Genomic DNA, 25,480 nt, shown 5'->3' with positions numbered 1-25,480 from the left:
CAAACGTAGCACATGCGCGAAGCGCACGGTCGTGCCGGCAGATGGCACGACCGTGCGTCGCTTGACCCGATCACGCGTCGAGAAACGACTGCGCGTTCTCGGCCTCGGCGGCCGTGCGCAGCGTGGCGAGCGCGCGTTTCTCGATCTGCCGCACGCGCTCGCGCGACATGCCCGCGTCGTGCGCGATCGCGTCGTACGTATCGGGCTCGGTGCCGCCGAGCCCGAAGCGCCGGCGCAGCACGTCGGCCTCGGCCGGCGTGACCGACCGCAGCAGCGACGTCACGCATTCGCGCATGCGCGTGTCGGCCAGTTGCTCGAACGGGCTGGCCGACGCCTGGTCCTCGATCAGATCCACGAGGCCGGTGTCCGCGTCGGGCAGCGGCGTGTCGATCGAGAGCGGCTCGGCGGGCAGCGCGAGCACCGCGCGCAGCTTGTCCTCGGCGAGGCCGGTTTCGGCCGCGAGTTCGGCCGGCGTCGCCTTGCGGCCCGTGCGCTGGCGAAAGCGCAGCGCATGCCGCTGCACGCGCTGGTACTGGTCGCCGACGTGCACGGGTACCCGGATCGTGCGCGAGCGATCCGCGACCGCGCGCGTGATCGCCTGGCGGATCCACCAGGTCGCGTAGGTCGAGAACTTGAACCCGCGCCGGTACTCGAATTTCTCGATCGCGCGCATCAGGCCGAGGCAGCCGTCCTGCACGAGATCGGGCAGGTCGACACCGCGGTTCATATACTTGCGTGCGATCGACAGCACGAGCCGCAGGTTCGCCTCGAGCATCGCGCGCGTCGCGTCGTGCACCTTCTGCTGGCCGTCGCTCAGCGCGGCGGCGAGTGCCCGTCGCGCGACCGCGTCGAAGCGGGCGCTTTCACCGGTGGCTGTGTCACGCGGCGCCGCCGCGAGCGCGCGCACGACGCGGCTCGCGTCGTCGACGGCCGGCGCGACCCACGCGATCGAGCCGAGCAGGGCGGCCATGCGGTTGCGTGCGTCGCGGTATTCGTCCGAACGGCAGTCATGCACAAGCAGTGCGCCGCGCAACGCCGAGACGGCTGCCTGCAGTGCGTCGTAGCTGGCGGGCAACGGCGTGTCGGCGGTGTCGTCATCGGACGGACCGGTTGCGGCGGCCGCACCCGTCGCGCGGTGACGCGCAAGCAGCGCGTCGACCGCCGCCGGACAGCCGGCCACCGCGTGCAGCACCTGGTGGCGGCCCGTCTCGATCTCGCGGGCGAGCACGATTTCGCCTTCGCGCGTGAGCAGCGGTACCGCCTGCATGCGCCGCATGTAGAGCGCGAGCGGATCGGTCGACGCGCTCGTGCCGCGAGCGAGGTCGCCGAGCACGGCCCGGCCTTCGTCGAGCGCGTCGCGATCGACGTCGACAGGCGCCGTGCCGGCGAACGGCGCGGGCGCGGCCGGCTCGTCGAGCACGGTGATGCCGATGTCGGCGAGCGCGGCGCGCACGACCTCGAGCGCGTCGGGGCTGTCGCTTTCGGGCGGCAGCGCGTCGACGAGGTCGGCGTGCGTCAGATAACCCTGTTCGCCGGCGAGCGCCAGCAACTGGATGATCGGATCGAGCGGCGTGTCCGCCCGGAGAGTGGGGCGTGGCGTAGTCATGTCGATGGCGGCGTGAGCCGCGTTCCTGTCTGGGCGGGCCGAAGTCCGCCTGGTTCTGGCAACCCGGGTGCTCGCGAACGCCCGTTCGCGCCGGTCAGCCTGACATCGTTCAAGTTGAGGGCATTTCCGCCAACTTCAACGCGGGCGCGGCAGACGTGCCGGCACGCGCCATGCTCGCACGACCGTCCGGTGCAGGAAACAAAAAGTAACCGATCATACCCGCGGAAATCTGCAGGGGACGTAAGCTAGAGTCAAGCGCGCGCCCGGCGGCGACGCGCGGATTCTGCCGGAGCATGAGATGAACCCGATTCCCGCCGCGAGGCCTGCCGTCATCGCGCTCGCCGCGCTGACGCTCGGCGGCTGCTACTACACAAGCCCGTACGGCTATGCGCCTTATTACGCGCCGGTGCCCGCCACGGTGACGCAGCGCGAAATCCCGGTGGCACCGGCCCCATCCGGTCCGGCCCTTTCACCGGTGCCCGGCACGTCGGCCGACGTCGACGCGCAGGCACCCGTGTATGTCGCACCGGCCTATGTGCCGCCGCCGTATCCGGTCTACTACCCCGCATACTACCCGGGCTGGTACGGGCCGCCCGTGACGATCGGCTTCTGGGGCCGCTGGGGCGGCGGATACTGGGGTGGCCGCGGCGGCTACTGGCACCGCCCGTGGGGCGGTGGGCATTGGGGTGGCGGTGGCCATCGGCACTGACCGGCGCGCGGCGGCACCGCGCGGGAGAGCATCATGAGCAACACGATTGTCCGAAGTCTGTGCGTCGTCCTGCTTGGCCTCGCGGCCGCGCCGGGCGTCGCCGATGCGCAAAGCAGCGCTTATACGAATTCGCCGGCCGAACTGTACGCGGGGCCGGCGCCCGATTATCCGGTGGTCGCGCAGATCCCGCCCGACACGGCGCTGGATGTGTTCGGCTGCCTGAGCGACTACTCGTGGTGCGATGTCGCGCTGCCGGGCGTGCGCGGCTGGATCGATGCGCAACTGCTCGAATATCCGTACCAGGGCAGCTACGTGCCGATGCTGGAGTATGGCGCGATCATCGGTGTCCCGATCACCGGATTCGCGATCGCCGCGTACTGGGATCGCTACTACCGCAACCGGCCGTGGTATCACGACCGCGATCGCTGGGCGCATCGTCCGGAGCCGCGGCTTGGCCCCGGAGGGATGCCGCCGGGACAGGGGCGTCCGCAACCGGGCGGGACGATGCAGGTCGCACCGGGCGGCCCGCCCGCGCAGCATGACGCGCGGCCGTCGGCCGCACGCGGCGGCTGGAACGGTGCGATCCGCACGCCGCCGCCGCAGGCACCCGCGCCGATGCCGAACGCCGGCGGTAATGCCCGTCCTGCGGGTCCGCCGCCGGCCGTGCTGCATGCGCCGGCCGGGCCGGGCGGAGAGGCGCGCACGATGCCTCCGCCGATGCGCCAGGGCGGTGGAGGGGGCGGTGGTGGCTACGGTGCGCGGCCGCAAGGCGGTGGAAACGGCGGCGGCAGCCACGGTGGCGGTAGCGGCGGTGGTGGCGGAGGCGGTGGTGGCACCGACGAGTTCCGTCACTGACGGCGGCAGCGCCGCGGCCTCTGCCGGCGTCGGACGAAAAAAAGCCGCTCCGTAGAGCGGCTTCTGGATCAGGCGAGCGGGCGGCTCTGTGCAGCCCGCAGCCCGCCCCGTCAGTCGTCGAGCAGCGACAGGTCGCGCACGGCGCCCTTGTCGGCCGACATGACCAGCTTCGCGTACGCCTTCAGCGCCGCGGATACCTTGCGCGGGCGCGGCTGCGCCGGCTTCCAGCCCTTTGCGTTCTGCTCTTCGCGGCGGCGCGCCAGTTCCTCGTCCGACACCAGCACGTTGATCGTGCGGTTCGGGATGTCGATGCGGATCTTGTCGCCGTCGCGCACGAGGCCGATCGCGCCGCCCGCTGCCGCTTCCGGCGAGCAATGGCCGATCGACAGACCCGACGTACCGCCCGAGAAGCGGCCGTCCGTCAGCAGCGCGCAAGCCTTGCCGAGCCCCTTCGACTTGATGTAGCTGGTCGGGTAGAGCATTTCCTGCATGCCGGGGCCGCCCTTCGGGCCTTCGTAGCGCACGATTACCACGTCGCCAGCCTTGACCTTGTCGTTCAGGATGTTTTCGACCGCTTCATCCTGCGATTCGGTGACGTGAGCCGAGCCCTCGAACACGAGGATGCTCTCGTCGACGCCGGCCGTCTTCACCACGCAGCCGTCGAGCGCGATGTTGCCCGTCAGCACGGCGAGGCCGCCTTCCTTCGAGAACGCATGCTCGTACGAGCGGATGCAGCCTTCGGCGCGGTCGAGGTCGAGGCTCGGCCAGCGCGTGTCCTGGCTGAACGCGACCTGCGTCGGGATGCCGGCCGGGCCGGCCAGGTAGAACGTGCGGACCGCTTCGTCCTGCGTGCGGACGATGTCCCACTGGTCGAGCGCGTCCTTCAGCGTCGGTGCGTGAACGGTCGGCACGTCGGTGTGCAGCTTGCCGGCGCGCTCGAGCTCGCCGAGGATCGCCATGATCCCGCCTGCGCGGTGCACGTCCTCGATGTGGTACTTGTTCGTGTTCGGCGCGACCTTGCACAGCTGCGGCACGGTGCGCGACAGGCGGTCGATGTCCTTCATCGTGAAGTCGATGCCGGCTTCCTGCGCGATCGCCAGCAGGTGCAGGATCGTGTTGGTCGAACCGCCCATCGCGATGTCGAGCGTCATCGCGTTCTCGAACGCCGCGAAGCCGACCGAGCGCGGCAGCAGGCGCATGTCGTCCTGCTCGTAGTGCTGGCGCGTCAGTTCGACGATGCGGCGGCCGGCGCGCTTGAACAGCTGTTCGCGATCGGCGTGCGTGGCCACCACCGTGCCGTTGCCGGGCAGCGACAGGCCGAGCGCTTCGGTCAGGCAGTTCATCGAGTTCGCGGTGAACATGCCCGAGCACGAACCGCAGGTCGGGCAGGCCGAGCGTTCGACTTCGGCGACTTCGGCGTCGGAATACGACGGGTCGACCGCGATCACCATCGCGTCGACGAGGTCGAGCTTCTTCAGTTCGACGGTCTTGGTGACCGGGTTCGCGAGGCGCGTCTTGCCGGCTTCCATCGGGCCGCCCGACACGAAGATCACCGGAATGTTCAGGCGCATCGCGGCCATCAGCATCCCCGGCGTGATCTTGTCGCAGTTCGAGATGCACACCATCGCGTCCGCGCAGTGCGCGTTCACCATGTATTCGACAGAGTCGGCGATGATGTCGCGGCTCGGCAGCGAATAGAGCATGCCGTCGTGGCCCATCGCGATGCCGTCGTCGACCGCGATCGTGTTGAATTCCTTCGCGACGCCGCCGGCAGCCTCGATCTCGCGCGCAACCAGTTGGCCGAGATCCTTCAGGTGCACGTGGCCGGGCACGAACTGCGTGAACGAGTTGACGACCGCGATGATCGGCTTCGAGAAATCGTCGTCTTTCATGCCGGTGGCGCGCCACAGCGAGCGCGCGCCTGCCATGTTGCGGCCGGCGGTGGAGGTTTTGGAACGGTAAATGGGCATTGTCGTTGCTGAAGAAATATCGCGGGAAAAGGGTGGAGGCACGGGAATAAAGGCCTCTCTCGCGCCCGTGCGAACAACCTCTTGAGCTGCGCCCTGGGCAAACCGGACGATTATCCCACAGCCGCCGGGCGCGTGGCGCCCGCGGGGCCGGCAACCGGCGCGTGCGGCGTGCCCGGCGGGCAACGCGCGGGCGGCCGAGGCACGCCCGCGCGACCCGTCCCGGAGGCGGCCGGGTCGCGCGTTGATCGGCGACGAAAGCGCGCCGCCGCCCGCTGGCTTCAGTCGAGCAGCGTCAGGATCTCGTCGTACAGCGCCTTCGGAATCCGCACGCCGTTCGCGATGCTGCGCGCGCGGGCGTCGAAGCGCCGTTGCGACGGCAGGCGCGCGCCTTGCGCGACGATCGAGCCGAACATCCGCTCGCCGCGCGCGAGCCCCGCGTCGAGATCGTCGCCGAGGAACACCTTCGGGTCGAACGCGATCACGAGCTCGCCATGGCACGGCGTCGCGCCGACGCCCTCGTCGAAATCCATCGACTCCCGGCTCGTCAGGTCGCCGATCAGCGCGCCGCCGAGCAGTTCGACCATCGCCGCGAGCGCCGAGCCCTTGTGACCGCCGAACGTGCGCATCGCGCCCTGCAGCGCCGCCTTCGGGTCGGTGGTCGGCTGGCCGTCGGCGTCGATCGCCCAGTGCGGCGGAATCGCCTTGCCTTGCTTCGCGTGCAGCTCGATGTCGCCGCGCGCGATCGCGCTCGTCGCGAAATCGAACACGAACGGCTCGCCGCTGGGGCGCGGCCACGCGAACGCGATCGGGTTCGTGCCGAACACGGGCTCGCGGCCGCCTTCCGGCGCGACCCAGCTATGGCTCGGGTTCATCGCGATGCCGACCAGCCCCTCGGCCGCGATCGCCTCGACCTCGGGCCACAGCGCGGAGAAGTGGTAGCAGCGGTTGATCGCCATCGCGGCGATCCCGTGCTGCTTCGCCATCTCGACCAGCACGGGCAGCCCGGTTTCGAAGCTCAGCAGCGAGAAGCCGCGATGCGCGTCGACCGCGACGATCGACGACGACAGCCGGCGCAGCGTCGGCACGGCCTGCGGATCGACCTTGCCCTTGCGCAGCGAACGCACGCACACGAGCAACCGGTACACGCCGTGCGAATGGCATTCGTCGCGCTGGCCCTGCGTGATCACGTTGGCGATGGCCTGCGCGTGCGCATCGGACATCCCGTTGTGCGTCAGCACGCGCAGCGCGAGCGCGTGGACTTCATCGAGCGACAGGACGACTTCGGCGGTGTGCTCAGACATGGTTCACCTCCCGCGGCGCGGGCACGCCGTCGATGCGTTGCGGCACGTTCAGCGGATTGCCGTCGCGGATCGCGTCCGGCAGCAGCGCGTCCGGCAGGTCCTGGTACGACACCGGGCGCAGGAAGCGCTCGATCGCGCGTGCGCCGACGGACGTCGTGCGCGTGTCGGAGGTTGCCGGGAACGGGCCGCCGTGCACCATCGCATGGCCGACCTCGACGCCGGTGCCGAAACCGTTGACGAGAATGCGGCCGGCCTTGCGTTCGAGCGTGGGACGTAGCGCGGCGAACAGCGGCGCGTCGCCGTCGGCGAGATGCACGGCGATCGTCAACTGGCCTTCGAGCGACTTCAGCACGCGATGCAGCGTGTCGGAATCCGGGCAGCGCACGATCAGCGATGCGGGGCCGAACACTTCCTCGCGCAGTTCGGGGTGCGCGATGAACGCGTCGGCCGACGTCGCGAACAGCGCCGCGCGGGCCTGATGGCGGCCGCCTTCGGCACCTTCCGCCAGCAGTTCGACCGCCTCGTGATCGCGCAGCGCCGCGACGCCGTGCACGTAGCTCGCGTGGATGGGCGGTGTCAGCATCGTCTGCGCGGCCGCCGCGCGCACGGCGTCGGCCGCCGTGGCTTCGAACGCGCGCAGCGCGGGGCCGTCGACGGCAAGCACGAGGCCCGGGTTCGTGCAGAACTGGCCGGCGCCGAGCGTGAGCGACGCGACGAACTGCGGCGCGATCGTAGCGTGGCGCGCATCGAGCGCGGCGGGCAACAGCAGCACCGGATTGATCGAGCTCATTTCCGCATAGACGGGAATCGGCTCGGGGCGCGCGGCCGCGATGTGCATCAGCGCGACGCCGCCGCGGCGCGAGCCGGTGAAGCCGACGGCCTTGATGCGCGGATCGGCGACGAGCGCCTGGCCGATCTCGCGCGACGCGTCGAACAGCAGCGAGAACACGCCGGCCGGCATCCCGCATTCGCGGGCGGCCTGCTGGATCGCGCGGCCGACCAGCTCCGACGTGCCGGGATGTGCGGAATGCGCCTTGACGATCACCGGGCAGCCGGCCGCGAGGGCCGATGCCGTATCGCCGCCGGCGACCGAGAACGCGAGCGGGAAGTTCGACGCGCCGAACACGGCGACGGGCCCGACCGCGACGTTGCGCAGGCGCAGGTCGACGCGCGGCAGCGGATTGCGCTCGGGGCGCGCCGGATCGATCCGCGCATCGAGAAAACCGCCGTCGCGCACGAGCGACGCGAACAACCCGAGCTGGCCGACCGTGCGGCCGCGCTCGCCTTCGACGCGGGCGCGCGGCAGGCCGGTTTCGGCGACGCAGCGCTCGATCAGGTCGTCGCCGAGCGCCATGATGTGGCGGCCGATCGCGTCGAGAAACGCGGCGCGCGCGTCGAGACGGGTTTCGCGGTACGTGTCGAACGCGTCGTCGGCGAGCGCGCAGGCCGTCTCCAGGTCGTGCAGGCTCGCGCCGCCGAAAGCGGGTTCGAGCCGTTCGCCGGTCGCGGCGGCGATCGCGTGAAGGGTGCCGTTCTGTCCGGTGACGGCGGACGGGCCGATCAGGAGCTGACCTGTGAGTTGCATGGTTTTCCTCGGAAAAAAACAGGGGCCGGGCGTGGGGCGCCCGGCCGAAGGGATGGTGTGAAAGGGGAGACGGGCGCGTCAGTCCTCGTCGTCGTCGAGCTGCAGCTTGTCGGAACGAACGCCCGTGTTGGCGCCCCAGTAGTAGATGACGAGCGCGACGGCCGCGACGACGACCGTGTCGTACGGATGCGCGAGCTGGCCCGTGCCGCCGAAGCCGCCGAGATACGAGAGGACGATCATTGCCGCATAGAACGCGATCAGCCACGCGGACGAGCGCACCTGTTCGGCGAGGCTCAGGTGCGCGGTCGGCACCCAGCGGCGGCACGCGAGATAGATGACGAACATCACGATCTGCAGGCCGAGCAGCCAGGACACCGTGCTCCAGCCCGACCAGTAGACGATCAGCGCGGCGATCACGAACGACGCGGGCCCGGTGATGCCGAACGCGCTCGCGCGAAACGGCCGCGGCAGGTCGGGCGCGGTGCGGCGCAGCGCCGCGACCGATACCGGCGCGACCGCATAACTGAGCACCAGCGCGGCCGACACGATGTTGATCAGCGCTTCCCACGACGGGAACGGCATCGTCCAGAAGATCGCGAGGCCGAACGTGAGCCACAGGCCCGCACGCGGGATGCCCGACGCTTCGTCGACGCGCGTGAACACCTTGAAGAAGGTGCCCGTCTTCGCCCAGCCGTAGACGACGCGCGGCGTCGCGTTCATGTAGATGTTGCCGCAGCCGCTCGGCGAGATCATCGCGTCGGCGACGACCATCACCGCGAGCCAGCCGACGCCGAGCGCAAGCGCGATGTCGCGGTACGGCAGCGAAAATGCCTTGCTGACGTCATGCCAGCCGCCCGCGAGCATGGCGGTCGGAATGCTGCCGATGAACGCGAGCTGCAGCAGCACGTAGATCAGCGTCGACAGCAGGATCGACAGGATCAGCGCGATAGGGATCGTGCGCTGCGGATTGCGCACCTCGCTCGCGACCGACACGATCGGCGTGAGCCCGAGGTACGCGAAGATGATGCCGCCCGCGGACACGGCCATCTCGATGCCCGGCATGCCGAACGGCGCGAAGCCGTGCACGGTCAGGTTCGCGGGCTTGAAGAACGTGAACAGCACGCCGATCACCGCGAGCGGCACGATGAACTTGAAGATGCTGATGATGTTGTTCGCCTTCGCGAACGTCTTCACGCTCGAATAGTTCAGGTAAAAGAAGAAGCACAGCAGCGCGGCTTGCACGAGCCAGCCGATCGTCGTCGGGTCGCTCGATCCTTCGACGGTGAGGCCCGGAAACCACGCGGCCGCGTACTGGCGCGCGGCAACGACTTCGATCGCGATCAGGCTCGAAAAGGCGATCAGCGTGATGAAGCCCATCAGGTAGCCGAGCAGCGGGCCGTGCGAGAACACCGGGTAGCGGACCACGCCGCCCGCGCGCGGCAGCGCGGCCCCGAGTTCGCAATAGACGATGCCGAGCAGCAGCACCGCGAAGCCGCCCAGCAGCCACGAGAAGATGCCGGCCGGGCCTGCGATCGTCGACACGTGACTCGCGGCGAACAGCCACCCCGAACCGAAAATGGCGCCGAGACCGATGAACGTGAGATCGGTCAGCGACAGCTGTTTCTTGAACTTGCCGTGACCCGCGTCGGGGTGCGCGGAACGGGAAAGCGGGACGGACGGATGAGCATTGCCTTGGCCTGGCATGGGCTTGTCTCCTGGGGGAAGGGCGGTGCAGGCGTCGAGTGCGCCGCGCTCCGACGGAGCAGCGGCGCACGCCTGCCGGCCGGCGTCGCCCGGTTTCGAACGACCGGGGCGGGCCCGTGCGGGCCATGCCGGACCGGAGACGGCGGCGCGAGGGGGAAAACCTTGCGCCGCCGCCGGGGAGAGTCGATCAGAGACCGACGTCGGGCAATGCCGGGCGCGTTTCGAGCGCCTTCGCGACGATCGCCTTCACTTCCGCGAGCGTGTCGCCCTGCAGCGCGAGGCGCGGCGGACGCGTGATCGCGCTGCCGCGGCCGACCAGCTCTTCGCACAGCTTGATGCACTGCACGAGATCGGGGCGCGCGTCGAGGTGCAGCAGCGGCATGAACCAGCGGTACAGCGCGAGCGCTTCGTCGAACCGCTTCTGCTTCGCGAGGCGGAACAGCGTCTCGCCTTCCTTCGGAAACGCATTCGACATGCCCGACACCCAGCCTTCGGCGCCCACGGCAATGCTCTCGACCACGACGTCGTCGAGGCCCGCGAACAGCACGAAGCGATCGCCGACCGCGTTGCGCAGGTCGATGAAGCGACGCGTATCGCCCGACGAATCCTTGAAGCAGACGATGTTCTCGCAGTCCTGCAGCGCGATCAGCACGTCGGGCGTCACGTCGTTCTTGTAGATCGGCGGGTTGTTGTAGACCATCACCGGCAGGTCGGTGCTCGTCGCGACCGCGCGGAAGTGCGCGGCGGTTTCGTGCGGCTTCGCCGAATAGACGAGCGCGGGCATCACCATCACGCCGTCGACGCCGACGCGCTGGGCTTCACGCACCGTGTTGCGTGCGAATTCGGTCGTGAATTCGGCGATGCCGGCGATCACCGGAATCTTGCCGCCCGCCGCGTCGCGCGCGGCTTCGATCACCTGGAGTTTCTCGCTCGTCGACAGCGACGTGTTTTCGCCGACCGTGCCGCAGACCACGAGGCCCGACACGCCGTCGTTCACCAGGTTCTTCACCACGCGGTGCGTGGCGTCGATGTCGAGGGAAAAGTCCGGCTTGAACTGGGTGCTGACGGCCGGGAAAACCCCGGTCCACTGAATGGCTTTGCGGCTCACTGAAATCTCCTACGTTCGTATCGGTCGGCCGACAGGTGTGTCGGTGTGGCAACCAGTATCGCCGCGCAAATGCCCATCACGCTTGAGTCGTATCGCGGAGCAAAATGACGAAATCGGCACAGCGGCCGGGCGGCGTGCGAAGGGCGCCTCGCACTATGCCGATTTCGTCGTCGTCCTCATCGAAAAGCCACAAGCGGACGGACGCGCGACAGAGGAAGCTATGCTCCTTTCCCCACTTCGGAAGGCTCATGATGAAGCGCATCCAGATCATCGATTCGCACACGGGCGGCGAACCCACTCGGCTCGTCGTGTCCGGCTTTCCGTCGCTCGGCAGCGGCACCATGGCCGAGCGCCGCGACGTGCTCGCGCGCGAGCACGACCGTTACCGCACCGCGTGCATCCTCGAGCCGCGCGGCAGCGACGTGCTGGTTGGCGCGCTGCTGTGCGAACCCGTGTCGCCCGACGCGGCGGCCGGCGTGATCTTCTTCAACAATAGCGGCTATCTCGGGATGTGCGGGCACGGCACGATCGGCGTCGTGCGCACGCTGCATCACATGGGGCGCATCCGCCCCGGCATGCACCGGATCGAAACGCCCGTCGGCACCGTCGAGGCGACGCTGCACGACGACCTGTCGGTCAGCGTGCGCAACGTGCCCGCGTATCGCCATGCGCAGGGCGTCGCGGTCGACGTGCCGGGTTACGGCCCCGTGAAGGGCGACATCGCGTGGGGCGGCAACTGGTTCTTCCTGATCAGCGATCACGGGCAGCGCGTCGCCGGCGACAACGTCGCGGCGCTCACCGCATATGCGTCGGCCGTGCGCGAAGGGCTCGAACGCGCGGGCATCACTGGCGCGAACGGCGGCGAGATCGACCACATCGAGCTGTTCGCCGACGATCCCGCGCACGACAGCCGCAGCTTCGTGCTGTGCCCGGGTCTCGCGTACGACCGTTCGCCGTGCGGCACCGGCACGAGCGCGAAGCTCGCGTGTCTCGCGGCCGACGGCAAGCTTGCGCCGGGCGCGGTGTGGCGACAGGCGAGCGTGATCGGCAGCGTGTTCCAGGCGAGCTACGAGCAGGCCGACGGCGGCATCGTGCCGACGATCCGCGGCAGCGCGCACCTGAGCGCGGAAGCGACGCTGCTGATCGAGGAAGACGATCCATTCGGCTGGGGCATCGTGTCGTGAGCGAAACAAGGACCGACGTCGTCGTGATCGGCGCCGGCATCGTCGGCGCGGCGTGCGCGCACGAACTCGCGCAGCGCGGGCTGCGCGTGCTCGTCGTCGACGACGCGAGCGGCGGCGCGACCGGCGCGGGGATGGGCCACCTCGTCGCGATGGACGACAACGCGGCCGAGCTCGCGCTGAGCCATTACTCGATCGAGCTGTGGCGCGCGTTGAGCGGCGAGATGCCGGAAGGCTGCGCGTACCGCAACTGCGGCACGCTGTGGCTCGCGGCCGATGCGCACGAGATGGATCTGGCCCGCGCGAAGCAGGCGACGCTTGCCGCGCACGGCGTGGCGGGCGAGTTGATCGGCGCGGCGACGCTCGCGCAACTGGAGCCGATGCTGCGCGCGGGCCTCGGCGGCGCGCTGAAGATTCGCGGCGACGCGATCCTCTATGCACCCGTCACTGCGAACTGGCTGTTGCAGCGCGCGCCGCGCATCACGTTGCGCCGCGACAGGGCCGTTGCGGTCGATGGCCCGAGCGTGACGCTCGCGAGCGGCGACACGCTGCGTGCGGAACGCGTGGTCGTCGCGAACGGCGTCGCGGCACGCACGTTGCTGCCCGAGCTGCCGCTGCGCCCGAAAAAGGGCCATTTGCTCATTACCGACCGCTATCCGGGCCAGGTGTCGCACCAGCTCGTCGAGCTCGGTTATGCGGCGAGCGCGCACGCGAGCGACGGCACGTCGGTCGCGTTCAACGTGCAGCCGCGGCCGACCGGACAACTGCTGATCGGCTCGTCGCGCCAGTTCGACACCGAGGATGCCCGCGTCGAGCCGCCCGTGCTCGCGCGCATGCTGCGCCGCGCGGTCGGTTATCTGCCGGATCTGGCCGACCTGAACGGGATTCGCGCATGGACGGGATTCCGTTCGGCAAGCCCGGACGGCCTGCCGCTGCTCGGCGAGCACCCGGCGCGGCCGGGCGTGTGGCTCGCGGTCGGGCACGAAGGGCTCGGCGTGACGACGGCGCCGGGCAGCGCGCGGCTCGTTGCCGCGCTGATGACCGGCGAACGGCCGGCCATCGAGATCGAACCGTATTTGCCGGGACGCTTCCTGACCGCGTCCCCCGTAGCCGGAGCGCTGACATGATCATTCATCTGGACGGCCGCGCGCTGACGGTGGCCGACGGCGCGACCGTCGCGGCTGCGGTCGCGGCGAGCGGCGACGATACGACGCGCGTGTCGTGCACCGGTGCGGCGCGTGCGCCGTTTTGCGGCATGGGCATCTGCCAGGAGTGCAGGATGACGATCGACGGCCGGCGCCGGCTGGCTTGCCAGACGCTGTGCCGCGACGGGATGCAGGTGGAGCGCACACGATGAACCAGGAACGACTGAGTGTCGACGTCGCGATCGTCGGCGCGGGCCCGGCCGGGCTGTCGGCCGCGCGGGCCGCCGCAAAGAGCGGCGCGACGGTCGCGATCGTCGACGACAACCCGCGGGCGGGCGGGCAGATCTGGCGGCAGGCGGCCACTGCCGCGCCGACGCCGGCCGCCGCCGAACGTCTCGCCGTCTTGCGGCAACCGAACGTTACGCATCTCGCGGCGACGCGCATCGTCGCCGAAACGCAGCCGGGCACGCTGCTGCTCGAGGACGACGAACGCGGGCTGCTGCTCGACTACCGGACGCTGATTCTCTGCTGCGGCGCCCGCGAGTTGCTGTTGCCGTTTCCGGGCTGGACGCTGCCGGGCGTCACCGGCGCGGGCGGCCTGCAGGCGCTGATCAAGTACGGCCTCGACGTGCGTGGGCAGCGCACGGTGATTGCGGGCAGCGGGCCGCTGCTGCTGGCGAGCGCGGCGACGGCCCGTCAGGCTGGCGCGCGCGTGTCGCATGTGCTCGAACAGGCCGCCTGGGGCGACGTGGCCGGCTTCGGCGCGGGGCTGTGGCGCTGGCCGTCGAAGCTCGCGCAGGCCGCGAAGCTCGTGACGGCCGTCTATCGGCCGGATGCGCACGTTGTCGAAGCGTTCGGCGACAAGCGACTCGAACGCGTTCGGATCCGTCAGGGCGATCGCGAGTTCGATGTCGATTGCGACCGGCTCGCGTGCGGTTTCGGCCTCGTGCCGAATACGGTGCTGCCGAGCCATCTCGGCTGCCGGATCGAGAACGGTGCCGTGGCGGTCGACGCGCACCAGCGCACGAGCCGCGACGGGCACTTCGCAGCCGGCGAGTGCACGGGCGTCGGTGGCAGCGAGCTGGCGATGGTCGAAGGTGAAATTGCCGGTTATGCGGCGACCGGGCAGACGGCGCCGTTGGCTGCGCTCGTCGCGCGGCGGGCGCACTGGCAGGCTTTTGCAGATTCGGTACGCGAGCGTTTCGCGATCCGCGAGCCGATCCGCCGGCTCGCGCGGCCCGATACGCTGCTGTGCCGCTGCGAGGATGTGCGCTTCGATACGGTCGCACGGGAGTCGGGCTGGACGGCCGCGAAGCTGCAGTCGCGCTGCGGGATGGGCGCTTGCCAGGGCCGCGTGTGCGGCGCGGCCGCGCAGGCGCTGTTCGGCTGGACGCCGCCCGTGCCGCGCACGCCGCTCGTGCCCGCGCGGATCGGCACGCTGATGCTGGACGGCGCGGCGTCGTGCGACGGCGCGTGACGCGTCGCGGCGAGGCGGCCCGGTTCGCGCCGGGCCGCGCCATTCACGCCACCTTCTTTTTCTCCCATCCGCCCACCTGAGGCGCCGCACCGGCGCGCAGGCACTCGATTGTCGCGGCCACGGCCGCGCGATTCGCGCTTTCGGGGTGCCAGACCATCGACACCGCGCGCTGACTTTGGCACTCCATCGGCAGGAGGCTGGCGCTCGGCGTGGTTCGCGCCGATGCGACGCGGGCGAACGAACCTGGACAGGCCCGAAGAGGGCACAAGGTCGCTGCCAGGCAAGCAGTCGGAACCAATATTATATAAATTGATATAATATTTGTTCTTTAATTGTCTTCCTGCGCTGATGAACCACGATCTTCCCGCCGGGCTGCCCGAGCCCGACCAGATGCGCGCAGCCGCCGAATCGGCCTGCGCGTTGCTCAAGGTGCTGTCGAATCCCGACCGGTTGCTGCTGCTGTGCGAACTGTCGCAGGGCGAGCGCTGCGTGAGCGATCTCGAGACGAAGCTGGACATCCGCCAGCCGACTCTGTCGCAGCAGCTCGGCGTGTTGCGGGACAACGCGCTGGTCCGTACGCGCCGCGAAGGCAAGAACATCCACTATTCGCTCGACAGCCCGGCCGCGATCGCGGTGATGGGCGTGCTGTACGAACAGTTCTGCGGTCCGGCCGCGAAGGGGGCGCGCGATGCAGCTTGATGCGATTCATTTCACGCCGTGGCTGTCGCTGGCCGGCGGTGTGCTGATCGGGCTGGCGGCCGCGTGGCTCGTCGCGTTCAACGGCCGGATTGCCGGCATCAGCGGCATCGTCGGCGGCCTGTTCACGGCGGGCGCGGGAGAGCGCGACTGGCGCGTTGCATTCGTCGCCGGGCTGATCGCCGCACCGCTCGCGATGCGCGCCGCCGGAGCCGGCCTGACGCCGCAGGTCGATGCAGGCTGGTTCGACCTGCTGGCGGCCGGGCTGCTGGTCGGAATCGGAACGCGATACGCAGGCGGATGCACGAGCGGCCACGGTGTTTGCGGGATGTCGCGTGGTGCGTTGCGCTCGGTGGTCGCGACGGCAGTCTTCATGGTCGCGGGCTTCGTGACCGTATTCGTGCGGCGGCACGTGCTGGGAGGTTGACATGCAGGCAGGATTCGCGTTTCTGGCGGGGCTGCTGTTCGGCGTCGGCCTTATCGTGTCGGGCATGGCCGATCCGCAGAAGGTGCTTGGCTTTCTCGACCTGGCGGGCCGCTGGGATCCGTCGCTCGCGTTCGTGATGGCCGGCGCGACGGGCGTGGCCGTGTTCGCGTTCGCGTGGGCGAAGCGCCGGACGCGGTCGTGGCTCGGCTTGCCGATGCAGTTGCCGGCCCTGCGCGCGATCACCGTGCGCCTGTCGCCGGGAGCGCCGTGTTCGGCATCGGCTGGGGGATTGCCGGGTTCTGCCCGGGGCCCGCGATCGTGTCGATCGGCCTCGGATCGGCCAAGGGGATCGTGTTCTTCGTCGCGATGCTGGCCGGGATGGCGGTATTCGAATGGGCCGAGCGGCGCAGGAGCGCACGGTGAGCGTGGCGCTGCCGCTTGCCGGGCAGACAGCGGCAGCCGTTGAGGTCTGCGGATGGGGATGGCCGGACCGGATCGCGCCCGCACATCGCTGAATGACGCGGTGGCTGCGTGACGCCCGTCGTGACGAAGCAAGTGGCGATGTCAGGACTGCTCGCGCGCATGATGGCCGCCACGCACCCGCCCGGACAGCCGGCGCAGGATCGCGCGCCACGCCGCGAGTGCGCCGGGCCGGCCGGCAGGTTCCACGACCGTCGTGCTGACCGCGCCCGCGCCGCCGGCCGATAACGCCACGTGGCCGGCCGTCTCGAACGTCAGGCATTCGCCTTCGTCGAGCACGCGGCGAACGTACTGCGGCGCGTCGGGTAGCCAGTCGAGCCCGCCGTGACGTAGCGTCACCGCGAGTGCGCCGTCCAGCACGATCACCTGGCTGCCCTTGTCGAACCACGCAAAGTGGCTTTGCCCGGCGTCGAGCCGGAGATGTTGCGTCCGCATGGCGATTCCTTTTCCCGGTTGCGCGGCCCCGCGACGGCGAGGCGACAGCGTGCAATCAGGTTAGGGAAACGGGCACGGGCACGACAGATTCAGGGGACGGGAATCTGTTGCGGTGCAGGCGACGATTTTTCATCGCTGTATCGGTGGGTTTGCCCCGAATCTGTATCTGGCGTGCCCTCGGCCGCGCGGGCACGATGGCCCGCATGACGCCTTTTACCGATGCATCCCGCACGCTCTTGCCGATGGACGGCGAGCCGCTTTACGAACGGCTCGCCGAGCATTACCGCCGCATCATCGCGGCCGGCACGCTGTCGCCCGGCGACCGGATGCCGTCGGTGCGCGCGTTCATGGCGCAGCACGGCGTGAGCCTGTCGACCGCGATTCAGGCGTTCCGCCGGCTCGAGGATACGGGCTGGTGCGAGGCAAAGCCGCGCTCGGGGTACTTCGTGCGGCGTCGCGCGTCAGCCGCGCTGGCCACGCTGCCGGAAAGCGACGGACCGCCGCTGAGCGTCGAGCCGCCGTATGCGGGTCTGCACGAACGCGTGTCGCGCGTGATCGACCGCGCTAACGCGGCGACCGATGCGTTGAATCTCGGCGGCGCGTCCGCACTGGCCACGCTGTATCCGACCGAGCGCCTGCAGGCGATGGCGATCCGGTTGTTACGTCGCAAGCCCACATTGCTGACCGACGCTGGGCCCGTCGGCGGTTCGCCCGAATTTCGGCAGACGATGGCCAAACGCGCGCTGTCGTACGGCGTGACCGTGTCGCCGGACGACGTGATGTCGACGAGCGGTGGCGTCGACGCCGTGAATCTCGCACTGCGTGCGGTCGCGCGCCCCGGCGACACGATCGCGATCGAATCGCCGGCCTTCTTCGGCTTGATCCAGTTGCTCGAAAGTCTCGGCCTGCGCGCGCTCGAAATCCCGGCCAGCCCGACGACCGGCCTGTCGATCGAGGCGCTCGAAGTGGCGCTGGCCGCGTATCCGGATATTCGTGCGGTGGTCGTCGTGCCGAACCTGCAAAACCCGCTCGGCTGCGTGATGCCCGACGAGCGCAAGGCCACGCTCGTCGCGCTGTGTTCGCGCCACGGCGTGGCCGTGATCGAGGACGAGCCTTATCGCGAGCTCGTCGAAGCGCCGCAGACGGTCAAGCCGGTCAAGGCTTGGGACCGCGACGGCACGGTGATTTACTGCCCGTCGTTCAACAAGGTGTTGGCCCCCGGGATGCGGCTCGGCTGGGTGAGCGCGGGGCGCTGGCACGCGCGCGTGAAGATGCTGAAGTTCGCGCACAGCCGGCACAACGCCGCGTTGCTGCAGGCCGTTGCGGCCGAATTCGTCGGCTCGGGCGCGTTCGATCGCCATCTGCACCGGTTCCGCGAGCAGTTGCGCGTACAGCGCGACGTGACGATCGACGCGATTGCACGGCATTTCCCGGCCGGAACCCGGATGAACCAGCCGCCGGGCGGGATGCTGCTGTGGATCGCGTTGCCGGACGGTGTGCGTTCCGATGCGCTGTTCGATGCCGCGCTGGCGCACGGTGTCAAGATCGCGCCCGGTTCGATCTTCTCGAATTCCGACCGCTTCGACGCCTATATCCGGCTCGCCTGCACGCGCGTGTTCGATGCGGCGCACGAGGCAGCTTTCGAAACGCTCGGGCGCCTCATACGCGACGCGGCTGCTGCTGCGTAAGCGCGGCGGCTGCCGGCCGGGCTTCGTGCATTCGCGGTCACCCGGCCGCGGCCTGCCGTGCCACCGTAGCGGGCGGACGCCGCCACTTCAGCGGCCGGCCGAGTGCGTGGCGAGGTGCTGGCGGATCAGCGACAGGTAACGATCGCCGACCGAGAAATCGCGGGCGGCGCGCGGCTGGGTAGCCGGGCGCAGCGTAGCCGGCACGCTCATGCCCAGGTACCGGCATACGGCGGACGGGAATGGCTTCCGCGTATGCCCGAGTTGGCGCGCCGCGCGCTCGACGCGGGCATCGCCGGCCTGCGCGCGAAGCCACGCCAGCACTTGGCGATCGGTGTCGTTGACGATACGGACCAGATGTTCCATCGCGCACCTCACTGTTCATAAATACAGTACTGTAAATATAACCAGTATGTGAGGCGACTGCAAGCGGGCGCGTGCGATTGGCCGTTCGGCCAGGGTCAGCGCGCCGGCACGGCGGCTCCGGTGATCCGCGTGGCTGGAGCAGCAGGCGCGGCGATGCCGGAATAGCGCGCGTCGGTCAGCGTGCCGAGGAACGCGACGATGTCGTCGATTTCCGCTTCGGTCAGCGCGGGCGGCGTACCGGGCCGGCGATTCATCGGCGTCGAATTGACGTTGATGTTGCCGCGATAGGCGGCCGGCACGTCGTCGAACGTCGTGGCGCCGTGGTACCAGAAACCGGGGTCGGTCGAGCGCGTGTTGTAGAACGCGACCGCATCGCGCAGCGTCGTGAACACGCCGTTGTGCATGAACGTCTGCTTGACCGCGACGTTGCGCAGCCCCGGCGTGCGCAAGTAGCCGCACCATTGCGTCGGCTCGGGCCAGCGCAGCCGACGCGCGGTGTCGCACAGCCCGTTGTCGAAATGGCGCGGATCGCGGTTCGCCGGCAGCGCGCGATTGCGCGGCACCGCGATCGCGTCATAACCGAAATCGGTGAAGAGCGAGCGCTCCGGGCGGCTCGAGGTCTCCGACAGCGTATGGCAGGTCATGCAGTTGCCCTTGTCCGGATTCCGGAACAGCGCGAGGCCGCGCATCTCGGCAGGCGCAAGCGGCTTGCGCGTGCGCAGGAACGCGTCGAAGCGCGACGTGAACGGCGCCATCTCGTCGCTCTGCAGATAGGCTTCGACGGCCGAACCCAGCGCGCGCACCAGTTGTTCGGGATCGCGCCGCACCGGTGCACCGAAACGCGCGGCGAGATCGGGCGCGAGCTCGGTCGCATTGACCTTGCGCAGCAGCGCGGCCGGCGACCGGTTGTTCATCTCGTTCGAATCGAACAGCGGCCCACGGATCTGCTCGGCGAGCGTATCCGCGCGGCCGTCGCTGAACAGGCCGCCGAACGGCGACGGCGCAGGCGCATCGTCGTCCTGGTAGAAGTGGCGGCGCGGCACGTAGCGCACATAGAGCAGCGACGGCGCATTGCGCTGGCTGAAATGCCCGTGCCGGCTGCCTTCCGGCACGCCGGGTCCCGCGAGCGAGGCGGCCGACAGCGTCGGCGCGAACGCGCGGCCCGGATCGTGGCAGCCCGCACACGACATGCCGCGCGGCTCGGACAGCCGCGGGTCGAAGAAGATCCGGCGGCCGAGCGCGACGAGTGTCGGGTCGGGCGCGAAGCGCGCGGTGGCCGCATCGATCTTGCCCGTCACCTGCGGCGTGCCGTTGCCGATCGTGTCGACGACGCGCGACGGCGGCGCGCCGAGGAGCAGGACCGTGTCGGCCGGCGCGGCATGGGCCGCGAGCGCCAGGCCGGCGAGCACGGCCGCGGCAAGCACATTCAACATTTGCCGGCGCGCGCAACGCGGCCGTCACATCGAACCTCGTCACTCACGGCGCAATGAACCCCGTCTTGTCGCAAGCGAGCGTCGTGCCCGACTGGTTGCACGACGCGAGCAGCTTGCCTGCGGCCGAATACGCGCGGAACACCCAGCCCGTCGCCGGTGCGGCGTTGCGCTCCATGATCAGGAAGCCGAAGCTGTTGTTGTGCGACAGCCGCTCGATCACGGCGCCCGGTGCGGGCGTCAGGCCGGCCGGGAACGGGTCGGGCAGCGCGACGTCGAGGTTGTCGCCGCCGTTGCCGGACACGATCGTCGCCGGGTGCCCCGACGAGAAGTTGATCGCCTGGAAGTCGTGCACGTGTCCGTGCAGCGCGACGTGCACGCCGGGCGGGTAGTACGCCTGCGCGTTGAGGCTCGACATCACCGACTGCAGTGCGAGGTTGCCCGGCGCGGGCGTGCTGCCGGCAATCGGCGCGAATGCGAGGATCGGATGATGGTTCGTGAAGATCGTCGTGGTCATGCCGGCCTTCGACGCGAGCGACGCCACCGTCTGGAACTGCTTCTGGTAGATGCGGAATTGCGCGTCGGTCGTCTTGAGCGGCGTACGGCCGACCTTCGCGGTGTCGAACACGATCACCTGCGAGCCGCTGCCGAGCGACACCGCATACGGCTCGGAGTAGTTCGCGTCGTTGTCGTTGGCCGGATCGTCGCACGAGCGGGCGGCCGAATACGGGCGCGGATCGAGGAAACGGAACCAGCCCTGGCCGGCCCGTGCGCATTCCTCGTGGTTGCCGCGCACGACGACCCACGGCGCCTTCGCGAGCAGCGGTGCGGCCGGGCGGAACAGGTCGGCCTGCCACGTATCCCAGCCATAACCCCACGGGCTGTCCTTGCAACCGGCGATGTCCGGCGGGCATGCGTTCTCGCGATAGTGGTAGTCGCCGACGTGCAGCACCAGGTCGGGCGACAGCTTCGCGACGCTGGCCGCGATCGTGTCGAGCGGCCAGACCGTCGCGTCGTTGCATGCCTGCCATGCGTTGTCGGCTTTCTTCATCCGGCAGCCCGTGTCGGCGATGATCGCGATGCGTTGCGGCTGCGCTTTCGGCAGCGGCAATGTGCGGCCCGCGACGCTCGCCGCCTGCGCGTCGGCCGGCAGCGTCGCCTCGCAGACGGACACCGGGAAGCTCGACGGCTTCGAGTCGGACGGATCGCTGGCGGTCGGCCGCTGGGCCACGGTCGCGGCGCCCGCGCGCAGCGTCATGCGCGACAGGTTGCCGTCGACGGTCAGTTGCGGACACAGCGGCTCGCCGGCCGACGCGGGCGTGTAGTTCGTGATGACGCGCGCGATCGCCTGGTTCGCGTCGCCGATCTCGACCCATGCGGCCTGGACGTTGACCGACGCGCTGGCCGGATCGGCCGGCGTATCGATGTGATTCGAACACGCGGAGAGCGCGGCGAGGACAACAAGAGGGGCGCAGCGCACGAGCAGTGCGCGCGGGAAGAGTCGTCGCATGGGAGGCACCGTAGGAAAGTCGTCAACGATACGCAGCGCAAATGTAAGAAATATGAAAAGACCGGGCGCGTAGCCGGGTCGGGACCGCTGCGGCAGGTTGCCGCCGGGGCCTTGACCTCAAGCCGGCTTGAAGCGGCACAGTCCGGTTCATGATCAATGAACCAGAAGGGGAATCGACGATGGAAACCAACCGGCCCAACGACGAACAATCCGCACTGTGGAACGGCCCGTCGGGGCGCGCCTGGGTCGATGCGCAGGCGTCGCTCGACCGGATGTTCGCGCCGTTCGAGACGCTGCTCGCGGATGCGGCGGCCGCGTCGTCCGCGCGCAGCGTGCTCGACGTCGGCTGCGGCACGGGCGCGGTCACGCTCGCGATCGCGCGCCGGCTCGGCGCGCATGCGCAATGCACGGGTATCGATATCTCGGCCAGGATGATCGATGCCGCGCAGGCGCGCGCCGAACGTAGCGGCCTTCACGCCAGCTTCGTGCGCGCGGATGTGCAGACGCATGCGTTCGCGCCCGCGAGCGTCGACCTGATCGTGTCGCGCCTGGGCGTGATGTTCTTCGACGATCCGGTGCGGGCGTTCGCGAACCTTCGGCACGCGGCGCGGCCGAACGCGCGGATGCGGTTCGTCGCGTGGCGCAGCGCGGCAGACAACCCGTTCATGACGACGGCCGAGCGGGCCGCCGCGCCGTTGCTGCCGAACCTGCCCGCGCGACGGCCCGGTGCGCCGGGGCAGTTCGCGTTCGGCGACCGGCAGCGGATCGCATCGGTGCTGTCGGACAGCGGCTGGGCCGACGTCGAGATCGAGCCGGTCGAGATGGCATGTGTGCTGCCCGAGCCGGCGCTGGGCGACTACATCTCACGGCTGGGCCCGGTCGGGCTCGCGCTGCTGGAGACGGACGACGCGACCCGGCGGCGCGTGGTCGATACGGTGCGCGCGGCGTTCGAGCGTTACATCCACGGCGCGGACGTGCGCTTCGACGCAGCGTGCTGGCTCGTGACGGCGCGTGCGTAACGTGTTGCGATAAAGCGGACCAGGGAAGAGGCGGTGGCCGGTCCGCCCGGCGCGTTGCCGTTTTCGCGTGATGAAGCCGAACCGCGCGACGTGCGCGCGTCAGCGTCGCCGGTTGCGCAGCATCAGCCACGCACAACCGCCGGCAACGAACGCGAGGCCGAGCAGGACGGCTTCGACGCCGAGCGCGAAACCGGGCGGCATTTCACCGCTGTTCGGCGCGGGCGACAGGTTGCCGCCCATCGCGATGGCGCCACCTGCCAGCAGCGTCATGCAGACGATCCAGTAAACCTTGCCGCGCGGCGCCGCGGCCCGGATGCGCCACAGCGCGATGCCGGCTCCGCCGAGATAAAGCAAGGCGAGCGTGCCGAGCGCGACGATGTCGGCGGAGCGGCTTTGCAGGAGCCAGCTCATCGCGTGGCTCCGTCGAACGTGGCGGACCGACGCGGCGTTGTAAAGGCTGCAGCGTGCGCGTTCATTCGGCCTCCGTCGCGTGCCCCGGCGCGCGGCTCAGCAGATGCGTGCGCTTGTCGCCCGCGAGCGATACGTAACGTTCGTACTGGCGCAGCACGTCGGCGATCACTTCGTCGCCGCGCAGGTATTCGACGTCGTAGCCGAGCCGCCCGTCCTCGAAGAACGTGACGATCCCGTACACGTGCGCCCGCGCGGCTTCCGGCTCGGCCGCCTCGCGCATCAGGAACGCGGCCGCGGATTTCACCGTCACGCGCACGCCGTACACGAAATCGCGGTGTTCGGCGGTCGGCACGGTGAGCCGCACGGCGTCGTCGCTGTCGCGCTGCACGTGCGCATCGACGCCGCTCGCGCGCAGTTCGTCGGCGACCTTGCGCAGCGCCGGCTCGACCGTCTCGGCGACGAACTGACGTGCCTCGGCCTCGGTCGTCTGCCGCAGGATGTGCGTCAGGCGGTGGCGCCAGTGCTGGCCGGTCCAGAAGGTCGTCGCGGGCGCGACGTCCTGCGAATAGTGCGCGCGGTCGGCCGCGAGCCCGCGCCACAGCCCGTAGCAGAGCGCGAGCATGATGATGGCGACCGGCAGCGCGGCGATCAGCGTCATCGCCTGCAGCGCACCGAGACCACCCGCGACGAGCAGCACCGCGGCGGTCACCCCGAGCAGCGCGGCCCAGAACAGCCGCTGCCAGACGGGGGAGTGCGCATTGCCGCGCGTCGCGATCTGGTCGATCACGAACGCGCCCGAATCGGCGGACGTGACAAAGAACACCGCGATCAGCACGATCGCGACGATCGACAGCAGTTGCGGCAGCGGCAGGAAATCGAAGAAGCGGAACAGCAGCGCGTCGACGTTGGTGGCCGTCTGCGCGAGCGCGCCGGCCGCGCCGTGCGTATCGAGCCAGATCGCGCTGTTGCCGAACACGGTCATCCAGACGAGGTTGAACGCGGTCGGCACGAGCAGCACGCCGATCACGAACTGGCGGATCGTGCGGCCGCGCGAGATGCGCGCGATGAACATGCCGACGAACGGCGACCACGAGATCCACCACGCCCAATAGAGGATCGTCCAGCCGCCGAACCAGCCTTCCTCGCGCGGCGGCGCATACGCGTACGTGCGGAACGACAGGTCGACGAGGCTCGACAGGTACTGGCCGATGTTGTCGCCGAGCGCGCGCAGCAGGAACGCCGTCGGGCCCGCGACGACCACGAACGCGAGCAGCAGGAACGCCAGCAGCAGGTTCAGCTCGGACAGCCGACGCACCCCCTTGTCGAGGCCGGTCGCGGCCGACACGCCCGCCAGGATCACGACGACCGCGACGAGCCCGATGCGAAACACGTTGCTGCCCGTGTCCCAGCCGGCAACCGTATGCAGGCCGGCGCTCAACTGCATCACGCCGTAGCCGAGTGTCGTCGCGATGCCCGCGACGGTGCCGACCAGCGCGAACGCGTCGACGGTATGGCCGATCCAGCCGTTGATGCGTTCGCGCAGCACCGGATACAGCCCCGAGCGCAACGTCAGTGGCAGGTTGTAGCGAAAGCCGAAGTACGCGAGCACGAGCCCCATCAGCCCGTAGATCGCCCACGCATGGAAGCCCCAGTGGAAGAAGGTCATCAGCATCGCTTCGCGCGCGGCGGCGGGCGTGCCGGGGTCGACGGTCGGCGGTTTCAGGAAATGCTGCATCGGCTCGCCGACGCCGAAGTACATGAGGCCGATGCCCATGCCGGCCGCGAATAGCATGGCTGTCCACGACACGAAGCTGAATTCGGGTTCGGCGTCGTCGGGGCCGAGCCGGATGTTGCCGAAGCCGCTCGCGGCGACCAGCACGAGAAACACGAGGAAGCCGGTGACGGCCAGCACGTAGAACCAGTCGAAGCGCGCGATGACCCATTGCTGGCCGGCGGAGAACAGCGCGCCGGCTTCGCTCGGTTGCAGCGCGCACACGACGAGCAGCGCACCGATCACCGCGAGCGCGGGCAGGACGACCTGCGGCTTGAATGTCGTGCGGGGCGAGGGACGGGAATCTGGCATGGCGGGCATCCAGTTGTGGGCGCAACGAGGCGCGACGCCGCCCGGCGCGCGCGTCGCGCGTCGGACCCTGGTACGGCGTGCGTCGAGTGTACCGCGGTGTCAGGACTGCAAGAAGGGGCATGCAGAAGGGATCAACCTGACGAATTGTAAGGTATCGGGACGATCGAGAAAACCCGCGTGGTTCGCGCGGCGAGCGGACGGAACGAGGAAAGCGCTGCGGTGGGGGTACAGCGGGCGCCCGGACGGCGCGCGTGAAGTGCGCATCGTCCGGGGCGGGGCAGCGCGCGGAAGGCGCTG

The 25,480-nt window shown here is 69.7% G+C and carries 22 protein-coding genes and 1 pseudogene; 11 read left to right on the top strand and 12 right to left on the bottom strand.

Features of this window, described 5'->3' with window-relative positions:
• Positions 1 to 70: 70 nt before the first annotated feature.
• The gene (locus tag H3H55_RS25865) at positions 71 to 1,606 is read right to left on the bottom strand and encodes a sigma-70 family RNA polymerase sigma factor (protein ID WP_193100772.1); all 1,536 of its coding nucleotides are present in this window, start codon (positions 1,604 to 1,606) and stop codon (positions 71 to 73) included.
• A 298-nt stretch (positions 1,607 to 1,904) separates the two neighbouring features.
• On the opposite strand from H3H55_RS25865, the gene H3H55_RS25860 reads away from it, so the two are divergent.
• Both H3H55_RS25860 and H3H55_RS25855 read left to right on the top strand, forming a co-directional pair.
• Entirely contained in the window at positions 1,905 to 2,315 is a 411-nt protein-coding gene (locus tag H3H55_RS25860) for a hypothetical protein (protein WP_193100771.1), read from the top strand.
• 33 nt (positions 2,316 to 2,348) lie between these two features.
• Positions 2,349 to 3,170 (top strand): SH3 domain-containing protein, encoded by an 822-nt coding sequence (locus H3H55_RS25855; RefSeq protein ID WP_193100770.1) that lies wholly within the window; start codon positions 2,349 to 2,351, stop codon positions 3,168 to 3,170.
• A gap of 110 nt (positions 3,171 to 3,280) precedes the next feature.
• Here the strand turns inward: H3H55_RS25855 and ilvD are convergent, their stop codons facing one another.
• The 5 genes from ilvD to H3H55_RS25830 all read right to left on the bottom strand — a co-directional run bounded on the left by ilvD (position 3,281) and on the right by H3H55_RS25830 (position 10,838).
• The gene (gene ilvD, locus H3H55_RS25850) at positions 3,281 to 5,140 is read right to left on the bottom strand and encodes a dihydroxy-acid dehydratase (protein WP_193100769.1); all 1,860 of its coding nucleotides are present in this window, start codon (positions 5,138 to 5,140) and stop codon (positions 3,281 to 3,283) included.
• 278 nt (positions 5,141 to 5,418) lie between these two features.
• Positions 5,419 to 6,441 (bottom strand): Ldh family oxidoreductase, encoded by a 1,023-nt coding sequence (locus H3H55_RS25845; RefSeq protein ID WP_193100768.1) that lies wholly within the window; start codon positions 6,439 to 6,441, stop codon positions 5,419 to 5,421.
• Complete coding sequence (locus H3H55_RS25840) at positions 6,434 to 8,026, bottom strand: aldehyde dehydrogenase (NADP(+)) (RefSeq protein ID WP_193100767.1); 1,593 nt, start codon at positions 8,024 to 8,026, stop codon at positions 6,434 to 6,436. Before H3H55_RS25840 ends, H3H55_RS25845 begins: the two co-directional genes overlap by 8 nt.
• A 78-nt stretch (positions 8,027 to 8,104) precedes the next feature.
• On the bottom strand, positions 8,105 to 9,730 hold the full coding sequence (locus tag H3H55_RS25835; RefSeq protein ID WP_193100766.1) for an APC family permease: 1,626 nt from the start codon (positions 9,728 to 9,730) through the stop codon (positions 8,105 to 8,107).
• 187 nt (positions 9,731 to 9,917) lie between these two features.
• Positions 9,918 to 10,838, bottom strand: coding sequence for a dihydrodipicolinate synthase family protein (locus H3H55_RS25830; RefSeq protein WP_011547925.1), 921 nt, complete (start codon positions 10,836 to 10,838; stop codon positions 9,918 to 9,920).
• Positions 10,839 to 11,089: 251 nt separating this feature from the next.
• On the opposite strand from H3H55_RS25830, the gene H3H55_RS25825 reads away from it, so the two are divergent.
• From H3H55_RS25825 to H3H55_RS25795, 7 genes and pseudogenes are all read left to right on the top strand, one after another.
• Complete coding sequence (locus tag H3H55_RS25825) at positions 11,090 to 12,022, top strand: 4-hydroxyproline epimerase (protein WP_193102148.1); 933 nt, start codon at positions 11,090 to 11,092, stop codon at positions 12,020 to 12,022.
• Entirely contained in the window at positions 12,019 to 13,146 is a 1,128-nt protein-coding gene (locus tag H3H55_RS25820; protein ID WP_193100765.1) for an NAD(P)/FAD-dependent oxidoreductase, read from the top strand. Before H3H55_RS25825 ends, H3H55_RS25820 begins: the two co-directional genes overlap by 4 nt.
• A complete protein-coding gene (locus H3H55_RS25815; protein WP_012338331.1) occupies positions 13,143 to 13,376 on the top strand; it encodes a 2Fe-2S iron-sulfur cluster-binding protein in 234 nt (77 codons plus the stop codon). The genes H3H55_RS25820 and H3H55_RS25815 overlap by 4 nt, the downstream gene beginning before the upstream one ends.
• Entirely contained in the window at positions 13,373 to 14,641 is a 1,269-nt protein-coding gene (locus tag H3H55_RS25810) for an FAD/NAD(P)-binding oxidoreductase (RefSeq protein ID WP_193100764.1), read from the top strand. Before H3H55_RS25815 ends, H3H55_RS25810 begins: the two co-directional genes overlap by 4 nt.
• A gap of 348 nt (positions 14,642 to 14,989) precedes the next feature.
• Positions 14,990 to 15,340, top strand: coding sequence for an ArsR/SmtB family transcription factor (locus H3H55_RS25805; protein WP_193100763.1), 351 nt, complete (start codon positions 14,990 to 14,992; stop codon positions 15,338 to 15,340).
• Positions 15,330 to 15,764: a YeeE/YedE family protein gene (locus H3H55_RS25800; protein WP_193100762.1), complete on the top strand. Its 435-nt coding sequence runs from the start codon at positions 15,330 to 15,332 to the stop codon at positions 15,762 to 15,764. Before H3H55_RS25805 ends, H3H55_RS25800 begins: the two co-directional genes overlap by 11 nt.
• Positions 15,765 to 15,828: 64 nt before the next feature.
• A pseudogene (locus H3H55_RS25795) lies at positions 15,829 to 16,187 on the top strand (DUF6691 family protein).
• Positions 16,188 to 16,328: 141 nt separating this feature from the next.
• Here H3H55_RS25795 and H3H55_RS25790 read toward each other — a convergent pair.
• Positions 16,329 to 16,679: a hypothetical protein gene (locus tag H3H55_RS25790; RefSeq protein WP_048245495.1), complete on the bottom strand. Its 351-nt coding sequence runs from the start codon at positions 16,677 to 16,679 to the stop codon at positions 16,329 to 16,331.
• A gap of 203 nt (positions 16,680 to 16,882) precedes the next feature.
• On the opposite strand from H3H55_RS25790, the gene H3H55_RS25785 reads away from it, so the two are divergent.
• Entirely contained in the window at positions 16,883 to 18,367 is a 1,485-nt protein-coding gene (locus H3H55_RS25785; protein WP_413463973.1) for a PLP-dependent aminotransferase family protein, read from the top strand.
• An 87-nt stretch (positions 18,368 to 18,454) separates the two neighbouring features.
• Here the strand turns inward: H3H55_RS25785 and H3H55_RS25780 are convergent, their stop codons facing one another.
• From H3H55_RS25780 to H3H55_RS25770, 3 genes are all read right to left on the bottom strand, one after another.
• Complete coding sequence (locus tag H3H55_RS25780; protein ID WP_048245493.1) at positions 18,455 to 18,730, bottom strand: hypothetical protein; 276 nt, start codon at positions 18,728 to 18,730, stop codon at positions 18,455 to 18,457.
• Between the two features lie 95 nt (positions 18,731 to 18,825).
• Complete coding sequence (locus H3H55_RS25775; protein WP_193100760.1) at positions 18,826 to 20,163, bottom strand: cytochrome-c peroxidase; 1,338 nt, start codon at positions 20,161 to 20,163, stop codon at positions 18,826 to 18,828.
• Positions 20,164 to 20,206: 43 nt separating this feature from the next.
• On the bottom strand, positions 20,207 to 21,670 hold the full coding sequence (locus tag H3H55_RS25770; protein WP_193100759.1) for a metallophosphoesterase: 1,464 nt from the start codon (positions 21,668 to 21,670) through the stop codon (positions 20,207 to 20,209).
• 179 nt (positions 21,671 to 21,849) lie between these two features.
• On the opposite strand from H3H55_RS25770, the gene H3H55_RS25765 reads away from it, so the two are divergent.
• On the top strand, positions 21,850 to 22,689 hold the full coding sequence (locus H3H55_RS25765) for a class I SAM-dependent methyltransferase (protein ID WP_193100758.1): 840 nt from the start codon (positions 21,850 to 21,852) through the stop codon (positions 22,687 to 22,689).
• Between the two features lie 99 nt (positions 22,690 to 22,788).
• Here the strand turns inward: H3H55_RS25765 and H3H55_RS25760 are convergent, their stop codons facing one another.
• A complete protein-coding gene (locus tag H3H55_RS25760) occupies positions 22,789 to 23,100 on the bottom strand; it encodes a hypothetical protein (RefSeq protein ID WP_193100757.1) in 312 nt (103 codons plus the stop codon).
• Between the two features lie 61 nt (positions 23,101 to 23,161).
• Positions 23,162 to 25,183, bottom strand: coding sequence for a BCCT family transporter (locus H3H55_RS25755; protein WP_193100756.1), 2,022 nt, complete (start codon positions 25,181 to 25,183; stop codon positions 23,162 to 23,164).
• Positions 25,184 to 25,480 lie beyond the last annotated feature (297 nt).

Source organism: Burkholderia sp. Z1 (genome assembly GCF_014893795.1).
GTDB lineage: Bacteria > Pseudomonadota > Gammaproteobacteria > Burkholderiales > Burkholderiaceae > Burkholderia > Burkholderia theae.
Note: the sequence above shows the minus strand (reverse complement) of the source record. Positions and strands in the feature narration are given on the sequence as shown.

Bases quoted from the DNA above. Each gene is read 5' to 3' on its own strand.
- H3H55_RS25845 (WP_193100768.1), bottom strand. From the start codon at position 6,441: ATGTCTGAGCACACCGCCGAAGTCGTCCTGTCGCTCGATGAAGTCCAC.
- H3H55_RS25780 (WP_048245493.1), bottom strand. From the start codon at position 18,730: ATGGAACATCTGGTCCGTATCGTCAACGACACCGATCGCCAAGTGCTG.
- H3H55_RS25765 (WP_193100758.1), top strand. From the start codon at position 21,850: ATGGAAACCAACCGGCCCAACGACGAACAATCCGCACTGTGGAACGGC.
- H3H55_RS25815 (WP_012338331.1), top strand. From the start codon at position 13,143: ATGATCATTCATCTGGACGGCCGCGCGCTGACGGTGGCCGACGGCGCG.
- H3H55_RS25825 (WP_193102148.1), top strand. From the start codon at position 11,090: ATGAAGCGCATCCAGATCATCGATTCGCACACGGGCGGCGAACCCACT.
- H3H55_RS25810 (WP_193100764.1), top strand. From the start codon at position 13,373: ATGAACCAGGAACGACTGAGTGTCGACGTCGCGATCGTCGGCGCGGGC.
- H3H55_RS25770 (WP_193100759.1), bottom strand. From the start codon at position 21,670: ATGCGACGACTCTTCCCGCGCGCACTGCTCGTGCGCTGCGCCCCTCTT.
- H3H55_RS25800 (WP_193100762.1), top strand. From the start codon at position 15,330: ATGCAGCTTGATGCGATTCATTTCACGCCGTGGCTGTCGCTGGCCGGC.
- H3H55_RS25760 (WP_193100757.1), bottom strand. From the start codon at position 23,100: ATGAGCTGGCTCCTGCAAAGCCGCTCCGCCGACATCGTCGCGCTCGGC.
- H3H55_RS25865 (WP_193100772.1), bottom strand. From the start codon at position 1,606: ATGACTACGCCACGCCCCACTCTCCGGGCGGACACGCCGCTCGATCCG.
- H3H55_RS25755 (WP_193100756.1), bottom strand. From the start codon at position 25,183: ATGCCAGATTCCCGTCCCTCGCCCCGCACGACATTCAAGCCGCAGGTC.
- ilvD (WP_193100769.1), bottom strand. From the start codon at position 5,140: ATGCCCATTTACCGTTCCAAAACCTCCACCGCCGGCCGCAACATGGCA.
- H3H55_RS25860 (WP_193100771.1), top strand. From the start codon at position 1,905: ATGAACCCGATTCCCGCCGCGAGGCCTGCCGTCATCGCGCTCGCCGCG.
- H3H55_RS25785 (WP_413463973.1), top strand. From the start codon at position 16,883: ATGACGCCTTTTACCGATGCATCCCGCACGCTCTTGCCGATGGACGGC.
- H3H55_RS25775 (WP_193100760.1), bottom strand. From the start codon at position 20,163: ATGTTGAATGTGCTTGCCGCGGCCGTGCTCGCCGGCCTGGCGCTCGCG.
- H3H55_RS25855 (WP_193100770.1), top strand. From the start codon at position 2,349: ATGAGCAACACGATTGTCCGAAGTCTGTGCGTCGTCCTGCTTGGCCTC.
- H3H55_RS25790 (WP_048245495.1), bottom strand. From the start codon at position 16,679: ATGCGGACGCAACATCTCCGGCTCGACGCCGGGCAAAGCCACTTTGCG.
- H3H55_RS25805 (WP_193100763.1), top strand. From the start codon at position 14,990: ATGAACCACGATCTTCCCGCCGGGCTGCCCGAGCCCGACCAGATGCGC.
- H3H55_RS25835 (WP_193100766.1), bottom strand. From the start codon at position 9,730: ATGCCAGGCCAAGGCAATGCTCATCCGTCCGTCCCGCTTTCCCGTTCC.
- H3H55_RS25840 (WP_193100767.1), bottom strand. From the start codon at position 8,026: ATGCAACTCACAGGTCAGCTCCTGATCGGCCCGTCCGCCGTCACCGGA.